This is a genomic window from Asticcacaulis sp. (assembly GCF_047605585.1).
Lineage (GTDB): Bacteria > Pseudomonadota > Alphaproteobacteria > Caulobacterales > Caulobacteraceae > Asticcacaulis.
Genome location: NZ_JASGFK010000003.1, coordinates 100,468 through 112,718 on the forward strand (window position 1 = coordinate 100,468; position 12,251 = coordinate 112,718).

11 protein-coding genes are annotated in these 12,251 nt (G+C 61.6%); 9 read left to right on the forward strand and 2 right to left on the reverse strand.

Annotation, left to right across the window (positions count from 1 at the left end; translation table 11 throughout):
* Positions 1 to 126, reverse strand: a complete 126-nt coding sequence (locus tag QM647_RS09645) for a hypothetical protein (RefSeq protein ID WP_414995301.1) — start codon at positions 124 to 126, stop codon at positions 1 to 3.
* Between the two features lie 326 nt (positions 127 to 452).
* Here QM647_RS09645 and QM647_RS09650 point away from each other — a divergent pair, with 326 nt between their 5' ends.
* The 9 genes from QM647_RS09650 (at position 453) to QM647_RS09690 (ending at position 11,086) form a co-directional block, all read left to right on the forward strand.
* Positions 453 to 2,057: an ABC transporter substrate-binding protein gene (locus tag QM647_RS09650; RefSeq protein WP_414995302.1), complete on the forward strand. Its 1,605-nt coding sequence runs from the start codon at positions 453 to 455 to the stop codon at positions 2,055 to 2,057.
* 304 nt (positions 2,058 to 2,361) lie between these two features.
* Positions 2,362 to 4,548 carry a TonB-dependent receptor gene (locus tag QM647_RS09655; RefSeq protein WP_414995303.1) on the forward strand — a complete coding sequence of 729 codons (2,187 nt, stop codon included), beginning with the start codon at positions 2,362 to 2,364 and terminating at the stop codon, positions 4,546 to 4,548.
* A 9-nt stretch (positions 4,549 to 4,557) separates the two neighbouring features.
* Entirely contained in the window at positions 4,558 to 5,592 is a 1,035-nt protein-coding gene (locus QM647_RS09660; RefSeq protein WP_414995304.1) for an aldo/keto reductase, read from the forward strand.
* A gap of 2 nt (positions 5,593 to 5,594) precedes the next feature.
* The gene (locus QM647_RS09665; protein ID WP_414995305.1) at positions 5,595 to 6,656 is read left to right on the forward strand and encodes an ABC transporter permease; all 1,062 of its coding nucleotides are present in this window, start codon (positions 5,595 to 5,597) and stop codon (positions 6,654 to 6,656) included.
* A 4-nt stretch (positions 6,657 to 6,660) separates the two neighbouring features.
* Positions 6,661 to 7,488 carry an ABC transporter permease gene (locus QM647_RS09670; RefSeq protein ID WP_414995306.1) on the forward strand — a complete coding sequence of 276 codons (828 nt, stop codon included), beginning with the start codon at positions 6,661 to 6,663 and terminating at the stop codon, positions 7,486 to 7,488.
* Positions 7,485 to 8,492, forward strand: a complete 1,008-nt coding sequence (locus tag QM647_RS09675) for an ABC transporter ATP-binding protein (protein ID WP_414995307.1) — start codon at positions 7,485 to 7,487, stop codon at positions 8,490 to 8,492. The genes QM647_RS09670 and QM647_RS09675 overlap by 4 nt, the downstream gene beginning before the upstream one ends.
* A complete protein-coding gene (locus QM647_RS09680; protein ID WP_414995308.1) occupies positions 8,470 to 9,465 on the forward strand; it encodes an ABC transporter ATP-binding protein in 996 nt (331 codons plus the stop codon). The genes QM647_RS09675 and QM647_RS09680 overlap by 23 nt, the downstream gene beginning before the upstream one ends.
* On the forward strand, positions 9,450 to 9,782 hold the full coding sequence (locus QM647_RS09685; RefSeq protein WP_414995309.1) for a tautomerase family protein: 333 nt from the start codon (positions 9,450 to 9,452) through the stop codon (positions 9,780 to 9,782). The genes QM647_RS09680 and QM647_RS09685 overlap by 16 nt, the downstream gene beginning before the upstream one ends.
* Positions 9,782 to 11,086, forward strand: a complete 1,305-nt coding sequence (locus QM647_RS09690; RefSeq protein WP_414995310.1) for an MFS transporter — start codon at positions 9,782 to 9,784, stop codon at positions 11,084 to 11,086. The genes QM647_RS09685 and QM647_RS09690 overlap by 1 nt, the downstream gene beginning before the upstream one ends.
* A gap of 41 nt (positions 11,087 to 11,127) precedes the next feature.
* Here QM647_RS09690 and QM647_RS09695 read toward each other — a convergent pair whose 3' ends face one another.
* A complete protein-coding gene (locus tag QM647_RS09695; RefSeq protein WP_414995311.1) occupies positions 11,128 to 12,099 on the reverse strand; it encodes an aldo/keto reductase in 972 nt (323 codons plus the stop codon).
* Positions 12,100 to 12,251 lie beyond the last annotated feature (152 nt).

Sequence of the window (12,251 nt, forward strand, 5' to 3'; positions counted from 1 at the left end):
TTACAACCTGACCACCAGGCCGCCCGCGGGGGCGTTCGCCAAGGTCAGCGTGCCGCCATTGGCGGAGGCAAGCGCACGGGCGATGGTCAGGCCAATGCCGGTACCGTCGCCGCGTACGCTGATCACGACATTGCGGCCATCGCCGGCACACGAAGGGCGCTGCCGCCGTATTTGACGGCATTGTCGATCAGGTTCATCAGGCAGCGGTTCACGGCGTCGGGACGGACACGCACGGGAAACTGCGCGCCCACGATGCACTGGGGCTTCAGGCTCTGGCGCGTCCGGTCAACACCAGGCCGAGGTTCTGCTGGTCGCGGTTGCTACTCTTTGGGTACCGGCTAAGCTGCCAATTTAGAAAAACTCTCTAACCCATATTATTTTGATATGATATTGAGGGCGTCCAGCCAACCGGACATGCCGTGAGTTGACCCATTTCCCCCTGGAGTCCGCGCATGTCCGCTTCCCCCGTTTCTCGCCGCCTGTTTCTCTTTTCCCTGTCCGCCGGCACGGCCCTGAGCCTGGCGGCTTGCGGCACGAAGTCAAAGACCGGCAAGGGCGCCAAATCGGCCGTACTGACCGCCACCATCGGTTATCCGGAGCCGCACACCATGTTCGCACCGGGCGGCGGCGGTGGCGGGCCGGGCTTCACCGGCTCCAAGGTGCTGGAGCGTCTGGGGCGTTTCAACAAGGACCGTACCTTCTCGCCGGTGCTGGCGGAAAGCTGGGTCATCGCGCCCGATCAGAAAAGCGTCACCTTCAAGCTGCGTCAGGGCGTGAAATGGCACGACGGCCAGGACTTCACCGCCGATGACGTCGCCTGGTCGGTGCAATCCTACTGGAAGCCCTTCTACCCGCAGAGCATCCTCGACTATCTCGATGGCGTCGATGTTATCGGGCCGCACGACGTGACGGTGCGCTTCAATCGGCCGGTGCCGCAGTTCAGCCTGCAACTGCTGTTCTCCTTCGGGCCGAACTATATTCTGCCCAGGCACCTCTACGAAGGCAAGGATGTGCTGCTCAATCCGGTCAATGCTGCGCCTATCGGCACGGGCCCGTGGAAGTTCGTGCAGTGGACGCGCGGCAGCTATGCGGAATTTGCCCGCAACACGGCCTACTGGCGGCCAGTGAAATCCAACGTCGACAAGCTGATTATCCGCTGGTGGCGCGAGGCTTCCTCGCGCGCCGCCGCCCTGGAAACCGGCGAACTCGATGCCGGATTCTCCAATCCGGTGCCGCTGAACGATGTCAAGCGCTTGCAGGGCAACCCGAACCTCACGGTCAGCTTCGAGGACGAAGGCCTGGCCATCTCGGCCTATTTCAATGTGAAGAATCCGATCTTCTCGGACGTGAAGGTGCGCCAGGCCCTGGCCCATGCCATCGACAAGGACTTCATCGCCCGGACCGTCTATTACGGTTTCGCGAAGCCGGCCATCAGTCCTCTGCTCAGTTCCAATGCCGAATACTTCACGACCGATGTGCCGAAATACGACTTCGATCCGGCCCTGGCGGCCAGCCTGCTCGACAAGGCCGGTTATCCGGTAAAAGCCGATGGCGCGCGCTTCAAGCTAAACCTGGTGGCCAGTGGCTGGTCGGAAGAAAACGGCAAGGTGGGCGCCTATCTCAAGCAGGTTTTCACCGACCTCAAGATCGACGTTACCTTGCGCGTGCCGGATCGCCCCAATTCACTGAAGGCGCTCTACACGGATTACGATTTCGACGTCGCCTACAGCCAGGGCGGGGGTACCTCCGACGACCTGAGGCCGGAACTGGCGCAACTCTTCACCACCGCGGGGATTCGCAAAGGGATCGTCTTCCGTAACGCCTCGCGCTATTCTTCGCCGGAAATGGATGACCTGATCCGACGTATCACCATTGAAATCGACGAGGCGAAGCGCAAGGACCTGATCCATCAGTTCGCGCGCCTGGCCATGACCGATCTGCCACTGTTGCCGGTCGTGGAATGGCCCAGCCATGTCATCCTCAACAAGGCGGTCAATCTCAATACGGATGCCGCCTATAAGTCCACGGATACCTGGGCGGATGTCGAAAAGGGATGACAGAACAGTCTTGCTAAAGTGATTGTGCAGGAATTATGTCCTCGCAAATGCGAAATTCGCTTTGACACTAATTCATATCAATTTAATATGAATTAGAACGTGACGGACCACCGGCGTCGGAGCACTTTCCAAAAAGTGCATCAATAAAATCAGGGCATTTATCCGGTCAGTATGACCGGTAGGGGGCCTGGGGCGTGTCTTGCCGAGGAACGGCTGACCCCAATTCTGAAATCATCACTGGCACTCATCTGCGCTGGTTCCGCCGCAGAGCGGACGCGCGCATCCCACATACTGGAGAACTCCCTTGAAGGGCACCTATTCCAAGGCGCTGGCCTCGACCAGTGCGCTTATTCTTTCGCTTGCCGGCCTTGCCGGAGCCGCTTACGCCGCCGAGCCGGACGCAATATCAACGGATGCGGCGGTTGCACCAACTGATAGCTCATCCGAGCCGACCGAAATCGTGGTCACCGCCGAATTCCGCAAGACCAACATTCAGAAAACGCCGGTCGCGGTAACGGCGATCTCAGCGGATACGCTGCAGACCAAGGGGCTTCAGACCCTGCGTGACATCACTGTCCGCGTACCGGGCCTGATCATCGCGCCTTCCGCCCTGACCAACTCGACAGGCAGCTACTATATCCGCGGCATCGGTGAGACCGACTCGATCGCCAACCAGACGGTCGGCACCTATATCGACGATGTTTATATTTCGCGTCCGATCGGTGGCACATTCGATTTCAATGACGTGCAGGATATCGAAGTGCTGCGTGGACCGCAGGGAACCCTCTATGGGCGCAATTCCTCGGCAGGGGCGATCAAGATCACCACCAAGCTGCCGGGCAATGACTTCCACGCTTTTGTCGAGGTCGCAGCCGGCAATCGTGAATCGTCGGATTTCCGCGCCGGGATCAGCGGCCCGCTCATCAAGAATATCCTCTCCGGCAGCCTGGCCGTGGTGAAGCGCTATCGCCAGGGGCTGGTGCTCGACAAGACGCTCAATACCTACGTCGGCACGCTTGATACGACAGGGCTTCGCGGCAAACTCAACTTCACCCCGACCGAGCACTCGTCCTATTTGCTGACGGTCGAAAGCTTCGAGGATAAGGGCGATCCGACCCCGCTGGTGCCGCGCAGCCAGCCGGATGGTGTGCTCGATCCCAATGTCAACTATTCGGAAACGCGGATCAGCAACCACACCAAGCTGTGGGGGGCTTCGCTCAAGGCCACCTACGGCCTCAGCGATAAATCGACCCTGAAGCTGATCACCTCGGTGCGCCAGTTCACCCAGCCGGGCCTCTACGATCAGGACGGTTCAGCGACGGTGATCAACCGCACCTATTCCGACCACCGCGACCTCAACTGGTCGCAGGAAGTCCAGTATCTCTATGACGGCCAGCGTTGGCACGTGGTCGCCGGCGTCTTTGGTCTCTACGACAACTTCGAGTCTTACCGTACGAACTATTCGCCGTCGAATTCTACCGCGCTCCTGCCGAATCGCACCTATCTGCAGGACAGCGGCGAAAAGACCCGCAACCTGTCGGCCTACACGCAGGTGACCTATGATGTGACCTCGAAGCTGCACCTGATCTTCGGCGAACGCTATACCTGGGAAGCGCACAACTTCGTCTTCACCGGCAACGAGCAGAATACGTCCGGTCAGTATCTGACGACCCTTTATACCGTTCGCGAGCCATGGAAGAACTGGACCTCCCTGACGCCCAAACTGGGTGTTAACTACGAACTGACGCCGGCTATCTCGACCTATGTCACCTATTCTCAGGGTTTCAAGGCGGGCGGTTACGATGGTCGCGCCAGCTCAAAGGCGGCGGCGCAGATCCCTTACGATCCGGAAACCGTCACGACCTGGGAAGGCGGCATCAAGAGCGACCTGTTCAACCGCGCGCTCCGTGCCAACCTCTCGGTCTATACCAACGATATCGATGGCTACCAGGCCAGCGTGCAGGATGCCGATGGCATTACCCACCGCATCAATCTCGGCCAGGTGCGCACCCAGGGCTTCGAGCTGGAAACGCGCTGGCGGCCGTTTGACGGCCTCAACTGGACCAACAACCTGACCCTGGTTGATTCCAAGGTCCTGTCCGCCGGCGGCGCGGCCAGCAATGCCACCACCTATGACGGCAAACAGGTGCCATATACGCCCAAGTGGCAGTATTTCAGCGGGCTCGACTATGATCTGCCGGTCCATTTTCATGGCACCTATAGCCTGGGCGCCGAGTATTATTATCGTTCGATCCTCTATACCGACCTGGCCAATACGGCGGCTGCGGCCGGCGAGGCGCAGCGCATCGTCAATGTTTCGGCCAGCTGGCGTCCGGATGATGCACATTGGGTGCTGTCGGCGACGATCCGCAATATCGGCAACAAGCGCTACCAGCAGGGCGGCACGGCCGGCAATGGCGTGACCACCATCAACGCCACTACCTTCAACGATCCGGAACTGTTCCAGGTCCGTCTGCGCTATCAGTATTAAGGCCCTCTCATGCAATATACCCGACTAGGGAAAACCGGCCTCAAGGTCTCACGCATCGCCTTCGGTTGCTCCAGCTATGGCTCGACCGACTGGATGCCCTGGGCCCTGCCTGAATCCGAAGCCCTGCCGTTTTACAAACAGGCGCTCGATGCCGGCATCAACTTCTTCGACAATGCCGACAGCTATTCGACTGGCCTGGCGGAGACGATCCAGGGCAATGCCTTCGAGAAAATCGGTGTCCGGCGCGACGAGGTCGTGCTGGGCACCAAGGTCTTCGGTCCCATGGGCAAGGACGTCAACCAGCGGGGGCTCAATCGCAAGCATATCAAACATGCGATTGATGATTCCCTGCGACGCCTCAAGACCGACTATGTCGATCTCTACCAAATCCATCGCCTCGATCCGACCACCCCGCCGGAAGAGATCATGGAAGCCCTGCACGAGGTCGTCACGTCCGGCAAGGCGCTCTATATCGGCGCCTCGTCCATGTATGCCTGGCAGTTCGCCAAGCTGCAGACCATCGCCGAAAAGAACGGCTGGACGAAGTTCGTCTCGATGCAGAACCGCTACAACCTGCTCTACCGCGAGGAAGAGCGGGAGATGATCCCGCTGTGCATCGATCAGGGCGTCGGCGTCATCCCCTACAGCCCTCTGGCGCGCGGCCTTTTGACCGGCAGCCGCCGGCGGGGCACCAAGCGCTCGGAAGTGGTGAAGGACTTCGCCCGGCCGGAAGACGAGGCCGTGGTCGATCGCGTGTTGCAGGTTGCCGAAGCGCGGGGGGAAAGCCCGGCCAAGGTGGCCCTGGCCTGGCTCCTGACCCGGCCCGGCCTGACGGCGCCGATTGTCGGCGCCACTAAGGTCAATCACATCGATGACGCCGTGGCGGCGCTGGATATCCGGCTGTCGGACGAGGAAATCCGGCTGCTGGAAGAGCCCTATGTCGCTCAGCCGCCGCAGTTCGGCCGCGAAACCGTACCGTCGCACAATGCGGCGACGGCTGAAGCCTTTCGCGCCGCGCTCGGCCACGACACGACGGTGTTCTGATCATGAACGGCAGCCGCATTCTTCCCAGTCCCTATACCGATCCGCTGCGCTTTGACGGCGCCGCGAAAAAGCGCGCCTCACGACCGCTGATCCTGCTGAGGCGGCTGGGAAAGCGGCTGCTGACCCATGTGCTGCCGCTGATGCTGACCATCATTGTCGGGACCTTCGTTCTGATCCACATAGCGCCCGGCAGCTTTGTCGACGTCATGACCTCGGAAACGCAGATCGCCGATCCATCGATCGTCGATCATCTCAACAAGACCTATGGTCTCGACCAACCGCTTTATGTGCAGTTGTGGAAATACCTCGAAGCAGTGGCGCGGCTCGATTTCGGCTTTTCCTATCGTCAGAACATCCCGGTGACCGAGGCTATCCTCAATCACCTGCCGGCCACCCTGATCCTGATGCTTTCCGGCCTGGCCGTGGCAGTGCTAACCGGGGTTCTGTCCGGCATCGCCGCCGCCGCCAACCGCAACGGCTGGATCGACCGCCTGCTGTCCATGGCCGGTATCCTGTTGTTCGCCGCCCCCGTCTTCTGGGTCGGGATCATGCTGGTCATCGTCTTTTCCGTGAAGCTGGACTGGCTGCCCATTGGCGGCATGACGACCATCGGTGCCGATGACGGCCTTTTGGGCCAGGCCGCCGATCTCGGTGTGCACCTGCTGATGCCTGCTCTGGCGCTGGGCCTGCATCAATCGGCCATCTATATGCGGGTGACGCGCAACGCCATGATCGAGGCGGCTCAGGCCGATTATGTCCGCACCGCCTTCGCCAAGGGCCTTTCCGGCACGGCGGTGACCTTCCGTCATATCTTCCGCAATGCCCTGCTGCCGGTGGTAACCGTGCTCGGCCTGCAGTTCGCCACGGTCTTAAGCGGCAGCGTGGTCATCGAGGCGGTCTTCGCCTGGCCGGGCCTTGGCAGCCTGCTCTATGACTCCGTTGTGGCGCGCGATTATCCGGTCGTACTCGGCATCATCATCTTCAGCTCGTTGCTGGTGATCATCGTCAATCTTGTGATTGATCTTGTCTATGCGTGGTTGGATCCCCGCATCGTGCTGGAGTAGGGGCATGACCTTTCTCACTCAATTCCTGCGCAATCCACTGGCGCTTGCCGGCAGCCTGATCCTGGGGCTGGTGGTGCTGTCTGCCGTCGTCGCCCCGGTGCTCTTTCCGGCCGACCCCCTGCGCATCGTCGGCCCCGCCCTTGTCGCACCTTTCACGGACGGCCACTTTCCGCTCGGCACCGACGGTCTGGGGCGCGATATCCTCGCCCTGATCCTGCACGGCGCTTCCACCACCCTGGCCATCGGCGTTTCAGCGGCCCTGACTGCGTTAGTTATTGGCGTCACCATCGGCGCCATCGCCGGCTATTACGGCGGCTGGATCGGCAATCTGTTCGGCCGGCTGATTGAGCTGTTCCAGACCATTCCCGGTATCGTCTTCCTGCTGGCCCTCGTGTCTCTGTTCGGCCCGCACATGGTCTTCATCGTGCTGATCATCGGCATGGTGTCGTGGGAATCGATTGCAAGACTTACGCGTGCTGAGGTCATGGCGTGGAAGAAGCGCGATTTCATTCTGGCCTGCCGCACCATCGGCATGACCGATATTGGCATCATCTTCAGCGAAATCCTGCCCAATGCCCTGGCGCCGGTCATCGCCGTCTCGACCCTCTCCGTGGCCGGAGCGATCCTGGTGGAATCGGGCCTGTCCTTCCTCAATCTCAGCGATCCCAATGTCGCCACCTGGGGGCGGCTGGTCGGCGACGGCCGCAGCATGATCACCTCGGCCTGGTACATCAGCGCCATTCCGGGCGTCGCCATCGTCATCACCGTATTTGCCCTGAGTCTGGTCTCCGATGGCCTGGGGGAAATCCTCAATCCGAGACTGCGCCGATGAGCCGAAATGTTCTCGATGTCCGCCGGCTCTCGACCGCCGTCCATACCCGCAAGGGCGACCTGACGATTGTCGAAGAACTGAATCTCAAGGTGAAGGCCGGTGAAACCGTCGCCATCATCGGTGAATCCGGCTGCGGCAAGTCGCTGGCGGCGCTCTCCCTGATGCGGCTGCTACCCAAGGGGCAGGCGCGCATCAGAGGCGGCGAAATCCGCCTCGAAGGCCGCGATCTCACCGCCCTGCCGGAACGCGATATCGCCCGGCTCAGGGGGCGCGACATCGCCATGATCTTCCAGGACCCGATGAGCGCGCTCAATCCGGTCATGACCATCGGTCGGCAGCTGGAAGAAGCCATCCGCGCCCATGTCGACCTGAAGGGCGAAGCCTTGCGCGCACGCTGCATCGAACTGCTGAAGCGAGTCCATATCCCCGATCCGGAAGCGCGCCTGAAGGAATATCCGCATCGCCTTTCCGGCGGCATGTGCCAGCGCATCGCCATCGCCATGGCCATTGCCTGCGATCCGCGCCTGCTGATCGCCGACGAGCCGACCACGGCGCTCGATGTCACCATCCAGGCCCAGGTGCTGCAACTGTTGCAGGAGCTGAAGGCGCGCACCGGCATGGCTCTGCTGATCATTACTCACGATTTCGGTGTAGTGGCGGAAATGGCCGACCGCGTGGTGGTCATGTATGCCGGCCGCAAGGTGGAGGAGGGCAGTGTGCGCGATATTTTCCATGACCCGCGCCACCCATATACGCGTGGCCTGTTGGCCCTGACCCTGCATCCCGGCCAGCCTGAAGTGGACCGTTTGCCGGAGATCCGAGGCGTGGTGCCGCCTTACGAGGCGCGCGGCGCCGGCTGCCCCTTCGCCGACCGCTGCGACAGGGTGATGGAGGCCTGCCGTCGTCAGGCTCCGGCCACGATTGAAGTCGCGAAAGAACATGAAGTCGCCTGCTGGGCGGCGGAGCTTGAAAGCGAGCGCTATGTCGTTGCTGTCGATCACTGATCTCGAAGTTCACCTGCCGACCGGTGCCGGGCTCGTCCATGCCGTTAACGGCCTGTCGTTCGATATCGCCGGGGGCGAAACCGTCGGCCTGATCGGCGAATCCGGCTGCGGCAAGTCGACCCTTGGCCGCGCCCTGTTGCGCCTGTCATCGGCCACCGGCGGACGGATCGAACTCGACGGCCAGGACATCACCCATCTCGACGCAAAGGCGCTGAAGCCGGTGCGGCCGAAGATCCAGATGATTTTCCAGGACAATGCCGGGGCGCTCAATCCGCGGCATACGGTGGGACAGAGCATCGGTCAGCCCCTGCGTCTGGCGGGCTGGAGCGCTAAGGATGCCAGGGCGCGGGTTTACGAACTGCTGGCGCAGGTCGGCCTGCCGAAGGACGCCTACGACCGCTATCCCAATGCCTTTTCCGGTGGCCAGCGCCAGCGGATCGGCATTGCCCGCGCCATCGCCCTCAATCCGAAACTGATCGTTTGCGATGAGCCGGTCTCGGCACTCGATCCTTCGGTGCGCGCTCAGATCATCAACCTGCTCAAGGACCTGCAGCAGCGTCTTGGCATCTCATATCTGTTTATCTCGCATGATCTGGCTGTGGTGGAGCATATCGCCGATCGTGTGATCGTCATGTATCTGGGGCAGGTCATGGAGCAGGGGCCACGCGGGGCCTTCTGGAAGCAGCCGCTCCATCCCTATACCCGCGCCCTTTTGGCAGCCGTGCCGAGCGCAGACCCGGATGCGGTACGCACCCGCACCGTTTTGCAGGGCGAACTGCCGAGCAATCTCAGCCTGCCCGCCGGTTGTCCGTTCCAGGCGCGCTGTCCGCTGGCCACCGATCTCTGCCGCACAGAAAAACCCGCCTTGCGCCGGGCTGTCAGCGGCAATGACGTTGCCTGCCATCTGGTCGAGCCGGCGCCACTTCTTCAATCCAAATCCATAGAGGAAACCACCCAATGCCCAGCACCCTGATCTCTACCCGCGCCGGCTGGATCGAAGACCCCGAAGTCGTGTTCGACGCCGTACAGACCGCGCTGACTGAGAGCATCGGCACGCCGCCCAAGGCGCGCCATATCCGTCTGGTGCAATTTCCGCCCGATCATTTTACGTCGGCAGAAGGCGAGGGCGAGCGCTACACCAATATCGAGATCACCCTGTTCAGCGGCCGCACAAATGAGCTGAAGCAGGCGCTGTTTGCCGCCGTCAAACGCAATCTCGGCGCGCTCGGCGTGCCGGAAAAGGATGTGAAGATCATCCTCATCGAGTCGCCGAAAGAGAACTGGAGCTGATGGCACAGGAACTTTCCGCGCCGGAAAAGCACGATCCGGCCGCCGCCTTCCGCCACCGCGACTACCGGTTCTTCTACATTACCCGGCTGTGCAACATGTTCGGCACCAATATCATGATGCCGACCCTGGGTTGGCAGATCTACCGCCTGACCCACGATCCGCTGTCGCTGGGTCTGATCGGCCTGTTCGTCTTCGTGCCGGTCATGCTGGCTACCCTGCCTTCGGGGCAACTGGCCGACCGTTACGAGCGGCGCAATGTCTATCGCGTCTTCCAGCTGATCCTGATGACGGCGGCCCTGATCTTCTGTGGCCTGACCTTCGCGGGCGTTTCCAATCCGCTGTTCTACTATCTGGCAGCGGGGCTGTTCGGTGCTTCCAAGACCTTTTCCGCGCCCTGCGCCGCCGCCTGGATGCCTCATATGATTCCGCGACAGGCCCTTCCCAACGCGGTGGCTTGGAATTCGTCGGGTTTCCAGCTGACCAATGTCATCGGGCCGGCCATGGCGGGGCTGATGCTGCATGTGGCGGGCGAGGGCGCGACCTACGCCCTGGCGGCCGGGCTCTATCTTTCCGGCTGTCTGTGCGCAACCCTGATCCGCACCCGGAGTCGAGGCGGCGATCGACGGCCGATCGGCCTGGCCCATCTCTTAGGTGGGCTGAACTATATCCGCCATAACCGTCTGATCCTGGGCGCCGTGACCCTCGACTTGTTCGCCGTACTTTTGGGCGGGGCCATCGCCCTGCTGCCCATCTATGCCAGCGATATCCTGCATGTCGGTTCGGCTGGGTTCGGGGTGCTGCGGGGCGCGCCGGCTCTTGGGGCAGTGGTGACGGCGCTTTTCCTGGCGCTGCGGCCCTTCCGCCGCCATGCCGGTCTGTGGATGTTCACGGCCATAGCCATCTATGGCGCGGCGACCATCGTCTTCGGCCTGTCGAAAATCTACCCGCTGTCCTTGCTGTGCCTGTTCCTGCTGGGTTCGGCCGACATGATCGGCAACTTCATCCGCCAGTCGCTGATGCAGCTTACCTTGCACGATGACATGCGCGGCCGGGTCTCCTCGGTGAACATGATGTTCGCCAGCGCCTCGAACGAGCTGGGTGACATGGAGTCCGGCTTTGTGGCCTCCCTGGTCGGTGTTGTGCCGGCGGTGGTGATCGGTGGTATCGGCACCCTGACGGTCGCAGCGCTGTGGGCATGGAAATTCCCAAATCTTCGTCGCATCGACAATCTGATGGCCTTGCGCAGCGAGGTCACCCATACGGTCGATGCCGAGACGGATGCGCCACTCAGAAAATCGGCCTGATTTTATACCTCCCCGGCGAAGCCGGGGAGGGCAGTTTTATTCTACGACGGCCCCTGCGCCGGGGCGGTTTCGGGGAAGCGGGCGCCGACCGTGGCGCCGATCGGGAAGGCCTCTTCCAGTTCGGCAATGATGTCAGCATCCAGCCCCAGGTCATTAGCGGCCCAGTTCGATTCCAGATGCTTGATATGACGCGTGCCGGGGATCGGCACCACGCCCTTGGACAGCACCCAGGCGAGCGACACCTGCGCCGTGGTGGCGTTCAGACGCTGGGCGATATCCTCGACAATGGCGCGGCGGGCGGCATTGACCTGGGCGGCCTCGCCATGGAAACGCGGATGGCGATGGCGCACGTCCTTGTCGTCTTCCGGTGTGGTGGCGCCGGCGAGGAAGCCGCGACCGAGCGGCGAGAAGGGCACGAAACCGATTCCCAGTTCGCGCACAGTCGGCAGGATCTCGGCCTCGACATCGCGCGTCCACAGCGAATATTCGCTCTGCAGGGCGGTGACCGGGTGTTCCTTGTGGGCGCGGCGGATGGTTTCGGCGGTGGCTTCCGAAAGTCCGATGCCGCCGATCTTGCCCTCGGCCTTCAGGCGCGCCAGTTCGCCGACCGTCTCCTCGATCGGCACGCTGTTGTCGATGCGGTGGACGTAGTAGATGTCGACCTGCTCGATGCCGAGACGTTTCAGGCTGCCCTCGAGCTGGAGGCGGGCATAGGCCGGATCGCCCGATACGCGCTTGCCATTGGCCCCCTCGGCGGAGATGCCGCTGCCGACAATGCCGAACTTAGAGGCGATCACCAGTCCGTCGCGCCGACCCTTTATGGCGCGGCCCACCAGTTGCTCGTTATGGCCGTCGCCATAGACATTGGCGGTATCGATGAAATTGATGCCGAGCCCGATGACCCGGTCGAGCGTGGCCAGGGATTCCGCCTCGTCGGCATGGCCGTAATTATGCGACAAGCCCATGGCGCCGAAGCCCTGCTGACTGACTGTGAATTTTCCTAGATTTGGCATGAATTGATCCTTTCTTGCCGATGAGAGATGCAACATGAATTGGCTTAAATAAAGCCGTAAGTCACGTTAGAAAGTCTAATCGCAGGGTTCATTTAAATCATATTGACTGACTATGATATAGGGCATATGCCTGACCCATTCGGACCGCCCGG

Coding starts and splice junctions, on each gene's coding strand:
- QM647_RS09685 (WP_414995309.1), top strand. CDS start 9,450: ATGCCCAGCACCCTGATCTCTACCCGCGCCGGCTGGATCGAAGACCCC.
- QM647_RS09650 (WP_414995302.1), top strand. CDS start 453: ATGTCCGCTTCCCCCGTTTCTCGCCGCCTGTTTCTCTTTTCCCTGTCC.
- QM647_RS09680 (WP_414995308.1), top strand. CDS start 8,470: ATGTCGTTGCTGTCGATCACTGATCTCGAAGTTCACCTGCCGACCGGT.
- QM647_RS09670 (WP_414995306.1), top strand. CDS start 6,661: ATGACCTTTCTCACTCAATTCCTGCGCAATCCACTGGCGCTTGCCGGC.
- QM647_RS09660 (WP_414995304.1), top strand. CDS start 4,558: ATGCAATATACCCGACTAGGGAAAACCGGCCTCAAGGTCTCACGCATC.
- QM647_RS09695 (WP_414995311.1), bottom strand. CDS start 12,099: ATGCCAAATCTAGGAAAATTCACAGTCAGTCAGCAGGGCTTCGGCGCC.
- QM647_RS09675 (WP_414995307.1), top strand. CDS start 7,485: ATGAGCCGAAATGTTCTCGATGTCCGCCGGCTCTCGACCGCCGTCCAT.
- QM647_RS09690 (WP_414995310.1), top strand. CDS start 9,782: ATGGCACAGGAACTTTCCGCGCCGGAAAAGCACGATCCGGCCGCCGCC.
- QM647_RS09665 (WP_414995305.1), top strand. CDS start 5,595: ATGAACGGCAGCCGCATTCTTCCCAGTCCCTATACCGATCCGCTGCGC.